The organism is Streptomyces sp. NBC_00285 (genome assembly GCF_036174265.1).
Lineage (GTDB): Bacteria > Actinomycetota > Actinomycetes > Streptomycetales > Streptomycetaceae > Streptomyces.
The window spans coordinates 5,559,418-5,576,161 of the sequence record NZ_CP108055.1 but is presented as its reverse complement, the minus strand read 5'-3'; the positions used below and the strand labels follow the sequence as shown (position 1 = coordinate 5,576,161).

Annotated in this window: 14 protein-coding genes; 9 read left to right on the top strand and 5 right to left on the bottom strand. The window is 68.6% G+C overall.

Going from position 1 to position 16,744, the window contains the following annotated elements:
• Both OHT57_RS25630 and OHT57_RS25625 read left to right on the top strand, forming a co-directional pair.
• Nucleotides 1-1,926, top strand: coding sequence for an FUSC family protein (locus OHT57_RS25630; RefSeq protein ID WP_328748837.1), 1,926 nt, complete (start codon nt 1-3; stop codon nt 1,924-1,926).
• 211 nt (nt 1,927-2,137) lie between these two features.
• Nucleotides 2,138-3,730: a VWA domain-containing protein gene (locus tag OHT57_RS25625; RefSeq protein WP_328748836.1), complete on the top strand. Its 1,593-nt coding sequence runs from the start codon at nt 2,138-2,140 to the stop codon at nt 3,728-3,730.
• A gap of 269 nt (nt 3,731-3,999) precedes the next feature.
• Here OHT57_RS25625 and OHT57_RS25620 read toward each other — a convergent pair whose 3' ends face one another.
• Complete coding sequence (locus tag OHT57_RS25620; RefSeq protein ID WP_328748835.1) at nt 4,000-4,419, bottom strand: PIN domain nuclease; 420 nt, start codon at nt 4,417-4,419, stop codon at nt 4,000-4,002.
• The gene (locus tag OHT57_RS25615) at nt 4,416-4,625 is read right to left on the bottom strand and encodes a type II toxin-antitoxin system VapB family antitoxin (RefSeq protein ID WP_086751292.1); all 210 of its coding nucleotides are present in this window, start codon (nt 4,623-4,625) and stop codon (nt 4,416-4,418) included. Before OHT57_RS25615 ends, OHT57_RS25620 begins: the two co-directional genes overlap by 4 nt.
• A gap of 158 nt (nt 4,626-4,783) precedes the next feature.
• On the opposite strand from OHT57_RS25615, the gene metG reads away from it, so the two are divergent.
• The 4 genes from metG (at nt 4,784) to OHT57_RS25595 (ending at nt 11,320) form a co-directional block, all read left to right on the top strand.
• Nucleotides 4,784-6,511: a methionine--tRNA ligase gene (gene metG / locus OHT57_RS25610; protein ID WP_328748834.1), complete on the top strand. Its 1,728-nt coding sequence runs from the start codon at nt 4,784-4,786 to the stop codon at nt 6,509-6,511.
• A gap of 75 nt (nt 6,512-6,586) precedes the next feature.
• Nucleotides 6,587-8,038 carry an ATP-binding protein gene (locus OHT57_RS25605; protein ID WP_328748833.1) on the top strand — a complete coding sequence of 484 codons (1,452 nt, stop codon included), beginning with the start codon at nt 6,587-6,589 and terminating at the stop codon, nt 8,036-8,038.
• An 84-nt stretch (nt 8,039-8,122) separates the two neighbouring features.
• The gene (locus OHT57_RS25600; RefSeq protein ID WP_328748832.1) at nt 8,123-8,635 is read left to right on the top strand and encodes a hypothetical protein; all 513 of its coding nucleotides are present in this window, start codon (nt 8,123-8,125) and stop codon (nt 8,633-8,635) included.
• A 9-nt stretch (nt 8,636-8,644) separates the two neighbouring features.
• Nucleotides 8,645-11,320 (top strand): HD domain-containing protein, encoded by a 2,676-nt coding sequence (locus tag OHT57_RS25595; RefSeq protein ID WP_328748831.1) that lies wholly within the window; start codon nt 8,645-8,647, stop codon nt 11,318-11,320.
• Nucleotides 11,321-11,339: 19 nt separating this feature from the next.
• On the opposite strand, the gene OHT57_RS25590 is transcribed toward OHT57_RS25595, so the two are convergent.
• Nucleotides 11,340-11,561, bottom strand: coding sequence for a DUF397 domain-containing protein (locus tag OHT57_RS25590; protein WP_328748829.1), 222 nt, complete (start codon nt 11,559-11,561; stop codon nt 11,340-11,342).
• Entirely contained in the window at nt 11,558-12,433 is an 876-nt protein-coding gene (locus OHT57_RS25585) for a helix-turn-helix domain-containing protein (RefSeq protein ID WP_328748828.1), read from the bottom strand. The genes OHT57_RS25590 and OHT57_RS25585 overlap by 4 nt, the downstream gene beginning before the upstream one ends.
• 643 nt (nt 12,434-13,076) lie before the next feature.
• Between OHT57_RS25585 and OHT57_RS25575 the strand changes: the two genes are divergently transcribed.
• The 3 genes from OHT57_RS25575 (at nt 13,077) to OHT57_RS25565 (ending at nt 15,184) form a co-directional block, all read left to right on the top strand.
• The gene (locus OHT57_RS25575) at nt 13,077-13,949 is read left to right on the top strand and encodes a helix-turn-helix domain-containing protein (protein WP_328748827.1); all 873 of its coding nucleotides are present in this window, start codon (nt 13,077-13,079) and stop codon (nt 13,947-13,949) included.
• A 49-nt stretch (nt 13,950-13,998) separates the two neighbouring features.
• Complete coding sequence (locus tag OHT57_RS25570) at nt 13,999-14,610, top strand: Uma2 family endonuclease (RefSeq protein ID WP_328748826.1); 612 nt, start codon at nt 13,999-14,001, stop codon at nt 14,608-14,610.
• 97 nt (nt 14,611-14,707) lie between these two features.
• Nucleotides 14,708-15,184, top strand: a complete 477-nt coding sequence (locus OHT57_RS25565; RefSeq protein ID WP_328748825.1) for a hypothetical protein — start codon at nt 14,708-14,710, stop codon at nt 15,182-15,184.
• A gap of 81 nt (nt 15,185-15,265) precedes the next feature.
• Here the strand turns inward: OHT57_RS25565 and OHT57_RS25560 are convergent, their stop codons facing one another.
• A complete protein-coding gene (locus OHT57_RS25560) occupies nt 15,266-16,618 on the bottom strand; it encodes a pectate lyase family protein (RefSeq protein ID WP_328748824.1) in 1,353 nt (450 codons plus the stop codon).
• Nucleotides 16,619-16,744 lie beyond the last annotated feature (126 nt).

Sequence of the window (16,744 nt, the reverse complement as noted above, 5' to 3'; positions counted from 1 at the left end):
ATGTCCCGCATCGGCCTCACCCCGCCCGACTGGCTGGTCCGGAACCTCCAGTCCCAGCAGGCACCCGTCAACCGGCCCGCCGTGGCCCGCGCCGCCCTCGCGATGACCCTCCCGCTGGCGATCGGACTCTCCGTCGACCAGCCCGCGTACGGCGCCCTCGCCTCCATGGGCGCCCTGTCCGGCGTCATCGGCGACACCGCCGACGCCTACCGCATGCGGATCCTCAACATCGCGATCCCCCAGCTGTTCGGCGCGATCGGCGTGACCCTCGGCTCGCTGGTGTACGGCCACGGTTGGCTCGCGGTCATCGCCGTCACCTGCGTCGCCCTGGTCTCCGGGATGATCTCGACGATCGGCGCGGTCGCCTCGGTCTCAGGCCTGCTGCTCCTGCTGAACTCCGTGGTGGGCGCGGGCCTGCCGATGCCGGGCGACTGGTGGCTGGCCCCGCTGCTGATGACGGGCAGCGGCCTGCTGGTCCTGCTGCTTGCGTTGCTGGCGTGGCCGCTCAGGTCCGGAGTGCCGGAACGGGCGGCTGTCGCGCGCACCTACCGGACGGTGGCCGACCTGATGGAGGCCTGCGGGCACTCGCGCTACGACGAGGCACGGCACGCCGTCACCCAGTCCCTGAACCAGTCGTACGACCTCGTCCTCGCCCGACGCGCCCGCCACCACGGCCGCAGCCCCGAACTGACCAGGCTGCTCGCCCAGTTGAACGCGATCACCCCGGTCGTGGAGGCGGCCCCCGCGGTCCGCCTGTCCGGCACGGCGCTGGCCCCGGAGATCCCGGAAGCGGTCCGCGGGCTCGCCAGGACGGTGGAGACGGGCCGGCCGGGCCCGACGGACCTGAGCCTCCCGGTTCCCCTGACGGAGACCGCGCGGGCCGTCGACCACGCGCTGCGGCACGCCGCCGAGGTCGTCGCCGTACCGGATGTGGACCCCCACGGCATCGACGACCGCCTGGGCCGCCCGGCCGCACTCGGCGTACGAGCCGCCCGCGCCGCCCGCAACGTGGCCCTGTCGGCGGGGTCCTGGCGCTACGGCCTGCGTCTGGCCCTGTGCATCGGACTGGCCCAGGCACTGGTCTCGATCATCCCCGTCCCCCGCTCCTACTGGGTGGCGCTGACCATCACCTTCGTCCTCAAGCCGGACTTCGGCTCGGTGTTCTCCCGGGCGCTGCTTCGGGCACTGGGCACGGTCGCCGGGCTGGTGGTCGCGGCGGCGGTCCTCTCACAGGTGGCGCGCGGCTGGTGGGACGTACCGGTGATGCTCCTGCTGGCCCCGCTGATCCCGGCGCTCACCCCGCGGGGCTACGGCTACCAGACGGCGGCGATCACTCCGGTGATCCTCCTGCTGTCGGACGTCCTGAACCACCAGGGCACGGCCCTGCTCATGCCCCGGCTGCTGGACTCCCTGATGGGCTGTGGCATCGCCCTGGTCGCCGGTTATCTGCTGTGGCCGGAGAGCTGGCACACCCGCGTGGGCGACCGCCTGGCGGACGCGGTGGCGGACACGGCGGCCTATGTGGAGTCCGCGTTCGGGCCCTCCGTCGAACCGGCGGCCCGCGCCCGCGCACGCCGCCGCCTCTACCGCGACCTGTCCACCGTCCGCACGGAGTTCCAGCGAGCCCTGACCGAACCGCCGCCCACGGGACGACGGGCGGCTGCCTGGTGGCCGTTGGTCGTGGCGGTGGAACGCATCGTGGACGCGACGACAGCGGCGAGGGTGCGGGTACGGCACGGGGCCGCACCGCCGTCACCGCCCGAGGTGGACCAGGTCGCCCTTCAGCTCCGGGAGCTGGCCGACGGCTTGCGGAAGGCGGAGACCCTCTATGCCGTCCGCACGGACCTCACCGGCCCTGCGGGCAGCGTTCTGGAGCCGCTACGGCAAGAGGTGGCGACCGCACGGGCGATCACCGCGTCTCCCTGAGGACGGGGGCCTGAACTGCGGTGAACCCGTCGTGGACGTACGGATTCCGGTGCGAGTTCGGGGTGTACGGGGGTGATGTCCGGAACTAGGTCTTGACGCCGAGCCCCCTGCCACCTGCCCCTGACCAAGATCGCGATCCAGGGCCGCTAACCTTACGTGTCCGTCCTGGCCAGGGATTGACGGGCTTCAACTCATGCGAAGGGTTGCGCACATGGGCATTCTCACTCTCCTGCGGAACGCGTTCGGCGGCCGATCGAGCAAGGGCGCTGCCACCGAGGCAGAGGGTGCGGAGACGACTCCTTCGCAGGAGACGGAACCGAAGCTCCCGTCCCCGGCGGCCGAGCCGACTCCGCCCACAGCCACGGCCCCGGAGCCGACTCCGGCACCGGCTCCTGCGAAGACCACGGTCCCCGAGCCGCGCTCCGCCAAGCCGTCCACTTCCATTTCCACCGATTCCGAACACGATCTGGTCTCGGCCGCCTTCGACAACGTGGCGGTCCCGAAGCAGACGTCCTCGACAGAGACACCGACCGCAACGGAGCCGACGGCAACACCCGAGGCACCCGCGGCGGAGCCGGCGGCGGCGGAAGCGGCCGCCGAGGAGGCCGCTGCCGAAGCACCGGTGGCCGATAAGCCGGCCGCGGATGAGCCCGTGGCTGAGGCGGCCGTAGAGGAGCCGGTGGCTGAAGAGCCGACGCCGGTCGCAGAGGCCGCTCCGGAGGCGGAACCGGAGCAGGCGCCCGAGCCGGTCGCAGAGGCCGCGCCTGAGGCGGAACCGGAGCACGCGCCCGAGCCGGAGCTTACGGTCGAGTCCGAGCAGGCGCCCGAGCCGGAAGCGGTGACCGAGGCTCCTCCCAAGCCGGAAGCAACCGTCGAGCCGGAGCCCGAGCCGACCCCCGCTCCCGAGCCGGTCGCTGAGGCCACCCCCGAGCCGCAAGCCGAGGCGGAACCGGTCGCCGAGACCGCTCCCGAGGCGGAGCCGGAGCCCGAGACCGCCGTAGACCCCGAGCCGGAGGTGGAGCCGGAACCGGCCACCGCATCCGAGCCCTCGGCCCCCGCCCCCACCGCAGCGGACAACGTGCTCGCGGCAGCAGACGGCGAGGACGCCCCGCAGGGGACACCCGCGGACGAGAGCGAGCCCCTCACGGGCGATGCCGGTGGGAACGGAAAGGCCGTACCCGCCACCCTCCGCACCGCCTACGACGCCGCTGCCACCACTCTCACCGCCCACAAGCTCACCGGCACCACCGCCACCACCTACCTGGTCCTGGACCGTTCCGCGAGCATGCGCCCGTACTACAAGGACGGTTCCGCCCAGGCCCTCGGTGAGCAGACCCTCGCCCTCGCCGCGCACCTGGACCCCGGGTCCAAGGTCCAGGTCGTGTTCTTCTCGACCGAACTCGACGGCACCGGTGAGCTCACCCTCGCCGACCACGAGAACAAGATCGACGAACTCCACGCAGGCCTCGGCCGCATGGGCCGTACCAGCTACCACGCGGCCGTCGAAGAGGTCCTCGCGCACCACACCAAGGAGTCCCCGGACACCCCCGCCCTGGTCGTCTTCCAGACGGACGGCGCCCCGGACGCGAAGACCCCCGCCACCCAGGCCCTCACCGAGGCGGCGAAGACCCACCCGACCGTCTTCTTCTCCTTCGTGGCCTTCGGCGACCCGGAGAACAAGGCCTTCGACTACCTCCGCAAGCTCAAGCTCGCGAACACGTCCCACTTCCTCGCCGGCGAGACCCCGAAGGAACTCACCGACACGGAGATCTACGAGGGCATCCTGGCGAACTGGCGCCCCTGACAGATACAGCACCACAAGACGGGGCCCGGTTGATCGCCGGGCCCCGTTCCCGTCCCACCACTACGGTTCCGCCCATGGCGGCCTGACCGCCGCAGGCGACGTACTCACCCGCTGGCACCGTCAGCGCGGCGATACGCCAAGGCCTCCAGGACTCTCCGTCTCCCGCTCGGGGCCGGCTCCGCCCCGGCGCGAACGTCACGAAGGGCGCGGTGCTCTTCCCACGCCTGGAGGAGAAGCCGGGCGCGTAGGGCGTCCTGACCGGCCGGAGCTCAGGAGTCGGGCTCGGCCAGCCAGGCCGTCGACTGCCCCGTCCGCCCGGCGACCGTCTCGAAGTCCCGGTCGTGGTGGAGGAGCGTCAGCCCGGACAGCTCGGCCGTGGCGGCGAGGAGCAGGTCGACCGGTCCGGCCGAGCGGTGCTCCCCGTCGTCGGTGAGAAGCTGCTGAACCTCGCGGGCGCGCTGATAGATGCCGTCGGGCATGAGGGCCCAGCTGAACAGTTGCCGCAGCTCCTGCTGAATGCCTTCGCGGTCCGCTCGTCCGCGTGCGGAGAACAGGAGCTCCAATTCGGTCAGATCACAGAGCGCGGCCAGCCCGTTGTCGAGCACCTGCCCCCACTGTTCGTCGTACGCGTCGCTGCTGAGGAGGCGCACCGCGGCCGAGGTGTCGACCAGATACGAGATGTCGCTCACCGGCGGTAGTTCCTCTTGTCCAGGAGGATGTCGAAGTCGCCGCGCGCCCCCCTCTCACGGAGCTTGGCCAGCGCTATGGCCCGGCTGCGCCGCTTGGCGACTTCCAGCAGCGCGGTGTTGACGGTGTCCTTCTTGGTCTTCGTGCCGAGCAGGAGCTGGGCTTCCGCCAGAGCCTCGTCGTCGACCTCGATGAGCAGCTTCGACATGAGGGACCCCCTTATATATACGCGAGCCAGTCCGAAGATATATTACAGGTCCTCGCGATCGTCCCGGTCGACTACGATTTCAGAGTTCGTACGACGGCTCGGCCAAGCAGCCGAATCACCATCCGTCACCGCACGCAGCGACCTGGGAGCAGCCCCCGATGGCTCGACACCTCATCACCAGCGCCCTTCCGTACATCAACGGGATCAAGCACCTGGGCAACATGGTGGGGTCCATGCTCCCGGCGGACGTCTACTCCCGTTACCTCCGCCAGCGCGGCCACGAGGTCCTCTACATCTGCGCGACGGACGAGCACGGCACCCCCGCCGAACTGGCGGCCAAGGAGCAGGGCATTCCGGTCGCCGAGTTCTGCGCGCAGGCGCACGACGCGCAGAAGGCGGTCTACGACGGCTTCGCGCTGGCCTTCGACTACTTCGGCCGCAGCTCCAGCGAGCAGAACGTCGAGATCACCCAGCACTTCGCGCGCCGCCTCAACGAGAACGGCTTCATCGAAGAGCGCGCCATCCGCCAGGTCTACAGCCCCACCGACGGCCGTTTCCTCCCGGACCGCTATGTCGAGGGCACCTGCCCCCACTGCGGCTACGACAAGGCCCGCGGCGACCAGTGCGAGAACTGCACGCGCGTGCTCGACCCCACGGATCTGATCGACCCGCGCTCGGCGATCTCCGGCTCCACCGACCTGGAGGTCCGCGAGACCAAGCACCTCTTCCTCCTCCAGTCCAAGCTCCAGCACGAGGTCGAGGAGTGGGTCTCCCGGCACGAGGACGACTGGCCGCAGCTGGCCTCCTCCATCGCCCGCAAGTGGCTGACCGAGGGCCTGCACGACCGTGCGATCACCCGTGACCTGGACTGGGGCGTCCCGGTCCCCTCGGACACGTGGCCGGAGCTGGCGGCGGAGGGCAAGGTCTTCTACGTCTGGTTCGACGCCCCGATCGAGTACATCGGCGCGACGAAGGAGTGGTCGGACCTCGACCCGGAGAACCGGGACTGGAAGTCCTGGTGGTACGAGTCGGACCTGGGCGAGAACCCCGTCCGCTACACGGAGTTCATGGCGAAGGACAACGTCCCGTTCCACACGGTGATGTTCCCGGCGACCGAGCTCGGTGTCCGCGAGCCGTGGAAGAAGGTCGACTACGTCAAGGCCTTCAACTGGCTGACGTACTACGGCGGGAAGTTCTCCACGTCCCAGAAGCGGGGCGTCTTCACCGACCAGGCCCTGGACATCCTCCCGGCCGACTACTGGCGCTACTTCCTCATCGCCAACGCCCCCGAGTCGGACGACTCGTCCTTCACCTGGGAGCACTTCACGGCGACGGTGAACAAGGACCTCGCCGACACCCTCGGCAACTTCGTCAACCGGGTCCTGTCCTTCTCGAAGAAGCGCTTCGGCGACGAGGTCCCCGCGGGCGGCGAGGCGGGCGAGGCGGAGACGAAGCTGGGCGAGGAGATCACCCGCCTGCTCGCCGAGTACGAGTCCCAGATGGAGGCGCTCCAGTTCCGCAAGGCCGCGGCTGCCCTGCGCGCCCTGTGGTCGGCCGGCAACTCCTACCTGGAGGAGAAGGCCCCCTGGCTGGAGATCAAGACGGACCAGCCCGCCGCCGCCCTGACCCTCCGCACCGCGATGAACCTGATCCACCTGTACGCGGTGGTCTCGGAGCCCTTCATCCCGTCGACGGCGAAGATCATGCGCGAGGCGTTCGCACTGACCGACGACACGGCGGCCTGGGTCACGGCCGACGAGGCCCGCGCTCTCACCGGCGTCCCCGCCGGCACCCCCTTCACGGTCCCCCCGGTCCTCTTCGCCAAGCTCACGGACGAGGACCTGGAGAACTACAAGGAGCGCTTCGGCGGCACGCCCGCCGCATAAGGCGGGCGAGATCCGAGGTTAGGTAGATAGAATCTACATAAATTGAGTCTACCTAACCTCGGGGAGTTGCCGACGATGCCCAGCCCCTTCGTAGGCCGTGAAACCGAGCTGGCTCTCCTCCACAAACGCCTCGCCCGCGTCACCGCTGACGGGGCCGGCGTTGCGGTCGCCATCAGAGGGCGCCGTCAGGTCGGGAAGTCCCGGCTCGTGCAGGAGTTCTGCGACCGCGCGGGCCGACCGTACGTCTTCTTCACCGCGACCAAGGGCGCCTCGCCTTTGGAGGGCATCGCCGACTTTATGACGGAACTGAGCGAGTCCTCGCTCCCCGCCGACCGGGAAATCGTGCCCCGGACCGCCCCCACCAACTGGCCGGATGCCCTGCGCACCCTGGCCGCCCTGCTGCCGGACTCTCCCTGCGTCGTCGTGCTCGACGAACTGCCCTGGCTCGCAGAGCAGGATCCCGTGTTCGACGGCGCGCTACAGACCGCGTGGGACCGGCTTCTGTCCGGCCGCCCCGTGCTTCTTCTCCTGCTCGGCAGCGATCTGCACATGATGGAACGGTTCACGGCGTACGACCGCCCCTTCTACGGACGAGCCGACAGCCTCGTCCTCGGCCCGTTGAATCCGGCGGAGACAGGCGACGCGCTGGGCCTGGAAGCGGCCGACGCCATCGACGCACACCTCGTCTCCGGCGGCCTTCCGGGGATTCTGCGCGCCTGGCCGCACGGCACCCCGGCGCTCGACTTCATCAAGTCCGAATGCGCCGACCCGGCCTCGCCCCTGTTCGGTGTGCCGGAGGCCGCCCTGATGGCCGAGTTCCCGGCACCCGACCAGTCCCGGCGGGTCCTGGAGGCGGTGGGCAGCGGCGACCGTACGCACGCCAACATCGCCGCGACCGCGGGAAGCCAGAGCGGCGCGCTGCCATCGGGGGTACTGTCCCCCCTGCTCCGCCGCCTCACCGAGGAGAAGCGGGTCCTCGCCTCGGACGCGCCTCTCTCCACCAAGCCCGGCAAACCCGCCCTCTACCGTGTGGCCGACAGCAACCTGCGCCTCTATCTGGCTGCCACGCGCTCCGCGCAGGAGCTGTCCAGACGCGGTCGTTCCGAAGCCGCGTACCGCGTGGTAGAGCGACGGTGGGCGGCCTGGCGGGGCCGTGCTGTCGAGCCCATGATCCGCCAGGCACTGGAACTCGCCGCCGCGTCCGGGGACTTCCCCTGGCCGGACACCGAAGTCGTCGGCGGCTGGTGGAACCGGCAGTTCGCACCAGAGGTCGACCTCGTCGGCGCCGATCGCGCACCCGTGGCCGGGACCGTACACTTCGCGGGATCCGTGAAGTGGCTGACCACACCCTTCGATCAGGCAGACCTGACCACCCTGACCCAAGGCGCCTCGGAGATCCCCGGTTTCATCTCCGACATCGCCAATGTGGCCGTCGTGTCCCTGACAGGAACGACGTCCGCGGTGAAAGCCAGAGACGTCGGACTGGTGTGGGGACCACGGGACGTGCTCGCCGCCTGGCGGCCGTAGCGCCCGCGACGAGTGACTCCCCGACGTTCCAGTCCTGGTTCAGAAGTGTCGACGAAACCAGCACCGGGCAAAGGTGAGTTGCCTATGCTGCTAAACCGGACGGGGGGGGCGATGGCGGCACCGGGAGAGACCAGGCCAGAAACGGCTTCGGTTCGCAATGAGTTCGCGCTGGAGCGATACCGGTACATCCTCCAGCAGATCCACGCGGTGAACGAGAACGCGCACCGCTTCCTCACGCTCTACCAGACGCTCGCCACCGCACTGGTCAGTGCGGCTCTGCTCCTCTTCGTCGGCTACCAGAAGTGGGACGTGGCACCGGACACCGCGCGCGGCGGAGTGATCGGGCTACTCGTCCTCGTGACAGTCGTCGCCGCCTTCACCAGCACTCTGATCGTGGTCGGAGCGATGAACTGGCTCGACTACCGCAACGAAGAGTGCGACATCACCGACGAGTTCGTCGGCCCGGCCTTTCGAAAGCGTCCACAGCCAGGCAACTTCCTTCGCTGGTACGAGACTTACGTGCTGCTCTTCATCATGGTCTCGGTAATCACCATGTGGTTGATCGCCGCGCTGTTCCTCCTGCCAGCTATGAGGTGATCGTCCCCAGTGCCCGAGCACGACTACACCAGCACGTCCCTGTGGCAGAAGACTCTGGCTACTCAGTCGGGTGACGACCCGCACGCCGAACAGCGCGAGCGGCTGCGTTCGTCGTATGTGGGGCTGAGGAAGGAGGCCGCTGTGGTCCTCCGGGAGAACGCGCGCAGCATGCCCGATTTCACGGTCCACGACATCACTCACGTGGACGCCCTGTGGGAGACGGCCGATCTCGTGTGCGGCACCGCGGTGAAGCTGAATCCCGCGGAGGCGTACGTGCTGGGCTGTGCCTTCGTGTTCCACGACGCCGCAATGGGGGAGGCCGCATACGGGACGAGTGTGCCCGAGGTCCTGGGAGAGGAGCGATGGCGCGATCTTCTGTCGGTGGCCTACTACCACCAGAAGGGATGCTGGCCGGATCAGGACCAACTCGACGACCCACCCGCCGAGATCGCCGCCGCGTGCCGGGCCACCGCGATCCGCGAATCACACGCCGAGCAGGCCCGTCGGCTGGTGGACCAGTCATGGCGGTCGAGCGCGGGCAATGAGATCCATCTCCTGGGGGACGTCCTGTTGCGGGAGGCGTACGGCCCGCTGATCGGCAAGCTGGCGGCGAGCCACTGGTGGCCGGTGGACCGACTGGCGGGTGAGTTCCCCCGGGAGTCGAGCTCATGGCCGTGGCAGCCACGCGACTGGACTATCGACCAGCTCAAACTGGCCTGCGTCCTGCGGCTGGCCGACGTGACCCAGATCGACGGCCGACGTGCCCCGACCCTGTTGTTCGCGCTGCGCAATCCCCAGGGTCTCTCCCGCGAGCACTGGCGCTTCCAGACCCATGTCGGTCGGCCGGACCTGAACGGCGACCGGGTCACCTACAGCTCGGCGCGCCCCTTTCTCCCGGAAGACGCACCTTCCTGGTGGCTGGCTCTCGACTATCTGCGCGGCATCGACCAGGAGTTGAAGGCCGTCGACGCCCTCCTGCACGACCTCGGACGAAAGCGCCTCGCGGCCCGTGCCGTCGCCGGGGTCGACTCGCCGGAGCGTTTCGCCGATCACTTCCCCGCGCAGGGCTGGCGCCCCATCGACGCGACGGTGAAAGTCTCCGATGTACCCGCCCTGGTCAGGAACCTGGGCGGAGAGCAGCTGTACGGGGACGAGCCTGAAGCCGCGGTACGGGAACTCATCCAGAACGCCCAGGACGCGGTCCGCGCGCGCCAGGCACTGCAGCCCGGCTTCCCTGACGGACGCATCGAGATCCGGCTGACCGAGACAGACGGCTCCTGGTATCTGGAAGTGCGCGACAACGGAGTCGGCATGGACGAGGAGACCCTCATTCATGGCCTTCTCGACTTCGGCAACAGCGGCTGGAGCTCCCCCGAAATCCGCAACCGCCTTCCCGGACTGGCCGGCGGCGGCTTCACCCCGAGCGGTCGGTTCGGCATCGGCTTCTTCTCTGTCTTCCTGCTCGGCAACGAGGTGGAACTGATCACCCGCCGCTACGACCAGGCGGTCCAGGACGCCCGGCGCCTCACCTTCGACGGCCCCTCCCAGCGTCCCCTGCTGACTCCTATGCTGGTGAAGGGCTGGGTCCCGGAAGGCACGACTGTCCGCGTCAAGCTCAAGAAGAACCCCAACGACCTGCGGGGTCTCCTCCACATCACAGCGGACGACCGGCTCTTCCAATTGGTCCAGCGCCTGGTCGTGGAGAACTCGGTTCCCATCCACTCGTGGGAGCCGGCTTCCCCTGACGGCGATGCTCTCACCCCGTTCTCACTGGCCACCGGCGAGCCCGATGCGGTCTTCGACCGTCTCTACCCTGTCGTGGCGGACGACTGGCGCGTCGGAGAGGAGAAGCGACGTCTGCAGATGCGGGACGACTTCGTCGCACGGGCCACCGAACTCCGCGACGAGAACGGAACTCGCATCGGGCTGGCCACGCTCTGGAACGACCTCTACTACGAGGACGGATACCACATCTCGGGAATCGTTACGCTCGGTGGTTTCCTGGCCGACCGGTCGTCCTCCTTCGCCGGGTATCTCACCGGACAGCCCAGTCGCGCGTCACGGGACCGGGCCACCCTGGCCGTGGAGCAGGACCAGGTGCGGGAATGGGTACGGACTCAGGAACAACAGCTGCGCAGCACTGGGCAGTTCGACGATCATCTACAGCTGGAATTGGCCGGCACTCTCTACCACACCTTCGGCTCGCTCCCCGAGGACGTGGCCTTCGCCATCACATCACAGGGCGTGCTCCGCCCCTCCGGCATCACCGAGTGGGCCGTTCAACACGGCAAGATCTTCATTGTCGGCGGATCACCCCTGGCCATGAACACCAGGCCCCCGGAGATCTACCACTCCCGCTCCGGGCATCGGATACAAATGCCCGACAATTGGATCGTCATGTCCGAAAATTATCCGGGCTCACCTGTGTCGGATGTCTTCCCCTACGGTGCGCACCGTGACGCGGCCTACGAGTACGCTCGCGACCACACCGCGTTGACTTGGCAGAAGATGTGGTGGCGTGTGTCGGGAAGCATCCCCGGATACTTCTTGCGCGCGTTGTGCCAGGCCTGGGAGTGCAACATCCAGTCCCTGCTGGAACCGGTCGCAGAACGGAAGTCGGACTCGCTCCAACTGGACAACGGCCATGTTGGTCCCGTGTTCGGCAATCTGCTGAACCGCCCTTGAAAAACCGCGGCGTCCCGCGCTAACCCCTGAGAGCGGAACTGGACGCGTACGTCACGAAGCCCGACCACGCTTCCGGGGCGAAACCCAGGTGGGGGCCCCAGGTGTTCTTTGAGTCGCGGACGTGGACGGTCGTGGAGGTGGCGGCGATCTCGACGCAAGAGTCACCGTCAGGGCCGCTGCTGTAGCTGCTCTTGAACCACGCCAGTTCGGAGGCGTCACCGGCGGTGGGCTTGCGGATCATGTTTCTCCCAGCAGTCGTTCGACGAGGGCCAGTGACTCCCTCGGGGGAAGAGCCTGGGCCCGGATGGTGCCATACCGCAGCTCAAGGATGCGCAGCTCCCTCAGGTCCTGGACCGGGCGGCCGTTGAAAGCCCCGTCGGCGCGCCCGACTGCCGTGCCGTCCTCGAACTTCAGCAACTCGATCCTGCCGCTCATCCCGGGGTGCGGTGCACTGTCCAGCGGCATCACCTGAAGCGTGACGTTGGGCAACCGCCCAACCTCCAGCAGACGTTCGAACTGCTGCCGCCTCACCATTGTGCCTCCAACCCTGCGGTGCAGCGTTGCCTCTTCGAGGACGAGACCGAGGGCGGGAGCGGGCGTCCGCTCGTAGATGGACTGCCTGGCCACACGAGCTGCGACCAGTCGCTCCAGGTCCTCCGGTGAGTACGCAGGCTTCCACGATTCCAGCAAGGCCCGAGCGTGCTCAGGCGTCTGCAGCAGTCCGTGGATGTTGCTGCACTCGTACACCCCGATTTCGACAGCCTTGGCCTCCATCTTCGCCAGCGCCCGCACCTTCTTCGGATACCGGACCTTCTTGACGTCCTCCCACGCCGCCGCGATTAGCCCGCCCGCATTCAGCACCTCGTCGGCCCTGTCGAGGTATTCCTGGCGCGGAATCCGCTTTCCCGCCTCGATCTTGTACACCAGGTCCTCGCCGTACCCGACCGCCGTCCCGAAGTCGGGCACCCGCATCCCCACCGCCTCGCGCCGCAGCCTCAACTGCCGCCCCACGGTGGCGATGACGGCCACACCCCAGTCGTCGTCCGGGTCCACCTCCCAACCCGGCTCGTCCGCCTCCGTCTTGAGCCGTCCCGCCTCCGCGTCCACCGACATCGCGCACCTCTCCGTCGTACGACCGTGCCGCAACGCCCCTACCCGTACGCACCCTCCGGACAGCCTGGACACCTCTGGACAAGGCCTGGACAGTCGCTCTGCGTACCGATGCCGTCACTCCTCACGGTAAGCACACCCGGCCACGCCGAGTGATGTGAATCAAGAACGTGCCGAAGCCTCAGTCCACCCCACCGAACCCGGCCACCCCGCACGCGACTTCAGCGTCCTGCGGTCCCCCACCGCATCGCCCCCGACAGCGAAACCGGCCGCGCCCTGATCCTCGTAGACGCCCTCGCCGACCGCTGGGGAGTCGCCCCGGGTTTGGCCCCGGGCAAGACGATCTGGGCCGAACTCACTTTTCCAGCAGCCGAATCACCAGAGTCCGACGACCCACGCTCCGGCCCCACCTGCGCTCCCTATGAACCACCCACTGGGGAGAAAGCACCTCACCAAGCCCCACCCCTCCCTCCCGCCGGGCAAACTCACTCGCGCGAGTGAATATGCCCAACTCGGCTGGATTTGGGACTGGTTGCCTGCCTTACGCTCACCCCAGCAAGACACAACCCCAGACATGCGACGGCCCTCGCCGGGACTGCAATCCCAGTGCGAGGGCCTGACCACCGAGGAAGATAGAGGCTTCCCGATGGACACCGAAAACCCTAGCGCGCCCCCGCGCGCCCAGTCCCGTATCCCGGGCAAAAACCACCCCCACGCGCGGCCTCACTCCGGCGTCGTCCACGACAACGCCCGCCACACCGAGAAGTTCACGGTGATCGGCAACCACCTCGCCCAGCACCAGGAGCTGTCCCTGCTCGCCATCGGGCTGGCGTGCTACATCCAGTCGGTGCGACAGGGCACGGCCGTCGACATCAAGACCCTCGCCGACCGGTTCCCCGAGGGCCCCACCCGTATCGCCGCCGCCCTCCGCGAGCTTGAGGCGCACGGTTACCTGAGCCGTACCCGCAAGCGCACGCCCACCGGCCAGGTCGTCACGCGCACGGTCTCCTGCAACCGGCCCGGACACCGGACCGGCACCCTCACCGAGAGCTCCAGCACGCCGACCCGCCGCCCGGCTCCGGAGAAGGCCCCTCCCCGCAAGAAGCGCCTCCCCGCCGTACCGCAGCCCGGATACACCTCCCCCGCCCTGCTCCAGACAGCCGTCGACGTCCTCGCCGGCCTTCGCCGCCTCGACCCCCGGCTCCTCCTCTCCGCCATCGACGCCGACCACCTCGCTCCCGGCGTGGCCGCCTGGCTGGAACGCGACCTCACCCCCACCGCCGTACGCCACGCCCTCGTCGCGGACCTGCCGATGGAACCCCTGATCCGCCCGGCCGCGTTCCTGGCCCACCGCCTGACCGCCCAGCTACCGCCGCTGCCCCCGCTGCGGCCCCCGGCCCCACCGGCCCCGCAACCCAGACACCCCTTCCAGCACTGCGACGGATGCGACCGCCCCTTCCGTGCCCCAGATCCCGGCCGCTGCCGCGACTGCCGATCCGATCCTCCGGAGGCCGCCTAGCATGAAGGCGACGATCCTTGCCCCTGGGCACAGACGAGGAGCGAGCGCCATGGCCATCGCACCGGACGACGCGCGGCAGGGCACTTCCCACCTCTACCGGGCCATGCGGGACTTCGTGCATTCCACGGACGACACCCTTCCCGGCAGGTTCGAGATCACCAAGGAAGGGATCGTCCTCGACATGGTGTCGCCCTCCAAGCCGCACGAGCTCACCGTGCTGCGCGTCCGCAAGCGCCTGGAGAAGGTGATGCCGGAGGCGCTCGTGGCCCACACGGGTGAACCCGATGTCGAGGACGAACCCGAGGGGGTCATGCGTCGCCCCGATGTGATGGTGATCAGCGAGGCCGAGATGGAGGGGGACGGATCCTTCGATCCCCACTCGCTCGTCGCCGCCGTGGAAATCGTCTCGCGTTCCAATCCGGACAACGACTGGGTCTCCAAGGTCCGCGACTACCCCCTGATCGGCATCCCCGTCTACGCGATCTTCGACCCCCGCACCGGCACCGGCGCCGTCCTCACCGACACCCACCCCACCCCCGAAGGACCCCGCTACGCCACCCGCAAGGACTTCGTCTACGGCGAGGACGTCACCATCGGCGACTGGACCATCTCCACGGAGAACCTGCCGCGCTACGAAACCGGAACCGGCGAACAGCGCTGAGCGCCCTCCGAGAAAAGTGCCGACTCGACGACGGCGATACGACGGTGATACCGACCCGGGCATCGACGTGTCCCCGCCAAGCCGTATGGTTTGCGCCATGGCCGTGCCCGGTGTCATTCCTGTCGCCTACGAGCCGAGGCACCGCACCGAGACGATCGGGCGGTATGCGGAGGGTCAGTTCCTGGCGTCGATCACCTATGCCTTCCCCGAGGGGTTCCACCTCGAAGAGGGCTGGGAAGAGCAGAAACGTCTCTATGCGGTGCTGCACACCTTCGACACGGAGGGCAATTACCGCGACTCGGACATCTGGTGTGCGGGCACCTGGGCGGACCAGCAGCGCGACCCGCAGGGTGACGCCGCGCCCCTGACCCGTGCCCAGATCCACCGCGCGACCCTGCTGCGCAGCTTGCCCCGACGCTCCTACACGGACATCGCGATCCGGCCCTTCAGCGTCACCCACGAGGGCGTCCGCTTCGGCCTGGTGATCCGCGAGGACGACGGCGAACAGTGGGCGGAGCTCTACCCGGACCGCCTCGCCTTCGGGGAGCCCTGGGACGGGTCCTACGACACCTGAGCGGTGCGGTACCAGCCCTTGCTGTCTCGGTACACGAGGGCCGGGAGCTCGTGGTCACCCGGCCCTCGCGTGTCTCGTGTGCTACTTGAGCACGCCCGCGCCGGTCGTCGTGGCCAGCGACGTCGGGAGGTTCTTCACCGAGGATGCCGAGGTCTCCAGGCCTGCCGTCAGGGTCGGTGTCCAGTTGACCGTGGTCTTCAGGTCCTTCGAGGACGCGGCGTTGTACGCGGCGACCAGGTTCGTCACCGTGCCGTTGACCTGGTTTCCGGAGCCCGCGATGGCGCCCGTGCCGTCACCGCTCAGCAGCTTCGACACCTTGACCGTCGACGGGACCTTCCAGTAGTTGTCCGCGGCGACGACCTGGGCCTTGGCGCGGGAGTTGATGCTGTACTGCAGCGCGTAGCCGTTGAGGGCCGACACGTCGTAGTAGTTGTTGTAGATGTGGATCTGGCCCACGCGGGACAGGGGCGCCCGCTGGACGATGCCCTTCCACACGTTGTGGTGGATGGAGACCCGCAGCTTGCCGCCCGGCTCGCTGTCGCTGCTGCCGATCAGCATCGTCTTGTCGTGGTTGGTGAACTGGTTGCGGGAGACGGTCACCAGGTCCGAGCTCTTGGTGATGTCCAGCTCCCCGTCGTGGACCTGGTACTCGCGGCCGTAGTACTTGGGGTTCACCGAGTCCAGGTGCGGCGCGTCCGTGAACGAGTTGTGGTCCGCCCAGACGTGGGTCGCCCCACGCAGCGTCACCGAGTCGTAGTTGGAGTTCCAGTTGCCCTTGTCGCCGTCCGTCGGGTCCCACTGCGGGAAGCAGTCCTCGGTGGCGGAGAAGGCGAGGTTGCGGACGATGACGTTGTTGACGTTCTGGATCTGGAGCATGCCCCCGGAGATCCCGGCCTTCGTGCCCGGCACTCCCACCACCGTGGTGTTCGCGGGCACCTTGAAGACGATGTTCGCGGCCTGCTTCTTCTGCGCGGCGGCGCGCGCGGTCTCCTGCGTGCCCGACGGCAGCTTCGAGCGGCCGTAGGTGGCGGGGTCGAACGCCTTCAGGTACGACGCCAGCGAATAGCCGGTACCCGACGCGTAGTTCGCGCAGGTCAGCTTCTTGCCCGCATTGTCCGTGTTGGCGTCGATCGTGCCCTTGACCTTGATGATCCGCGGGGTGGTGTCGGACGCGGACCCCAGCGCCTTCACGAGCTGTGCCCGCGTGGAGACGGTGAAGGTGTGTGCCGCGTCGGCCTTGGTGCCGCCGGTCGTCCCCGTCCCGGAGGACGCCCAGCCGTCCTTCGCGGCGAGCGTCTGGTGGTACAGGTCGACGGTGCCGGCGTTCGCGTTCATCACGACGACTCCGGCACCGACTCCGGCCGCCACCACGGCGGCGGAGACGACCAGGGTGCGTCGGGTGCGGAGGGACCGGCGGTGGGAGGGGGAAGCCACAGGGGAGTCCTTACGGAGTTGTACGACGTGAGCGGGGTGTGAAGCCCTCGTGAAGGGCCTTACGACCACTCAGTCGCCGCTGGTCTCCGTAGGGTTGCCGCGATCTTCGGTCGGGTTTCCGCGGCC

Bases quoted from the DNA above. Each gene is read 5' to 3' on its own strand.
- OHT57_RS25630 (WP_328748837.1), top strand. From the start codon at position 1: ATGTCCCGCATCGGCCTCACCCCGCCCGACTGGCTGGTCCGGAACCTC.
- OHT57_RS25625 (WP_328748836.1), top strand. From the start codon at position 2,138: ATGGGCATTCTCACTCTCCTGCGGAACGCGTTCGGCGGCCGATCGAGC.
- OHT57_RS25615 (WP_086751292.1), bottom strand. From the start codon at position 4,625: ATGTCGAAGCTGCTCATCGAGGTCGACGACGAGGCTCTGGCGGAAGCC.
- metG (WP_328748834.1), top strand. From the start codon at position 4,784: ATGGCTCGACACCTCATCACCAGCGCCCTTCCGTACATCAACGGGATC.
- OHT57_RS25605 (WP_328748833.1), top strand. From the start codon at position 6,587: ATGCCCAGCCCCTTCGTAGGCCGTGAAACCGAGCTGGCTCTCCTCCAC.
- OHT57_RS25600 (WP_328748832.1), top strand. From the start codon at position 8,123: ATGCTGCTAAACCGGACGGGGGGGGCGATGGCGGCACCGGGAGAGACC.
- OHT57_RS25590 (WP_328748829.1), bottom strand. From the start codon at position 11,561: ATGATCCGCAAGCCCACCGCCGGTGACGCCTCCGAACTGGCGTGGTTC.
- OHT57_RS25585 (WP_328748828.1), bottom strand. From the start codon at position 12,433: ATGTCGGTGGACGCGGAGGCGGGACGGCTCAAGACGGAGGCGGACGAG.
- OHT57_RS25575 (WP_328748827.1), top strand. From the start codon at position 13,077: ATGGACACCGAAAACCCTAGCGCGCCCCCGCGCGCCCAGTCCCGTATC.
- OHT57_RS25570 (WP_328748826.1), top strand. From the start codon at position 13,999: ATGGCCATCGCACCGGACGACGCGCGGCAGGGCACTTCCCACCTCTAC.
- OHT57_RS25565 (WP_328748825.1), top strand. From the start codon at position 14,708: ATGGCCGTGCCCGGTGTCATTCCTGTCGCCTACGAGCCGAGGCACCGC.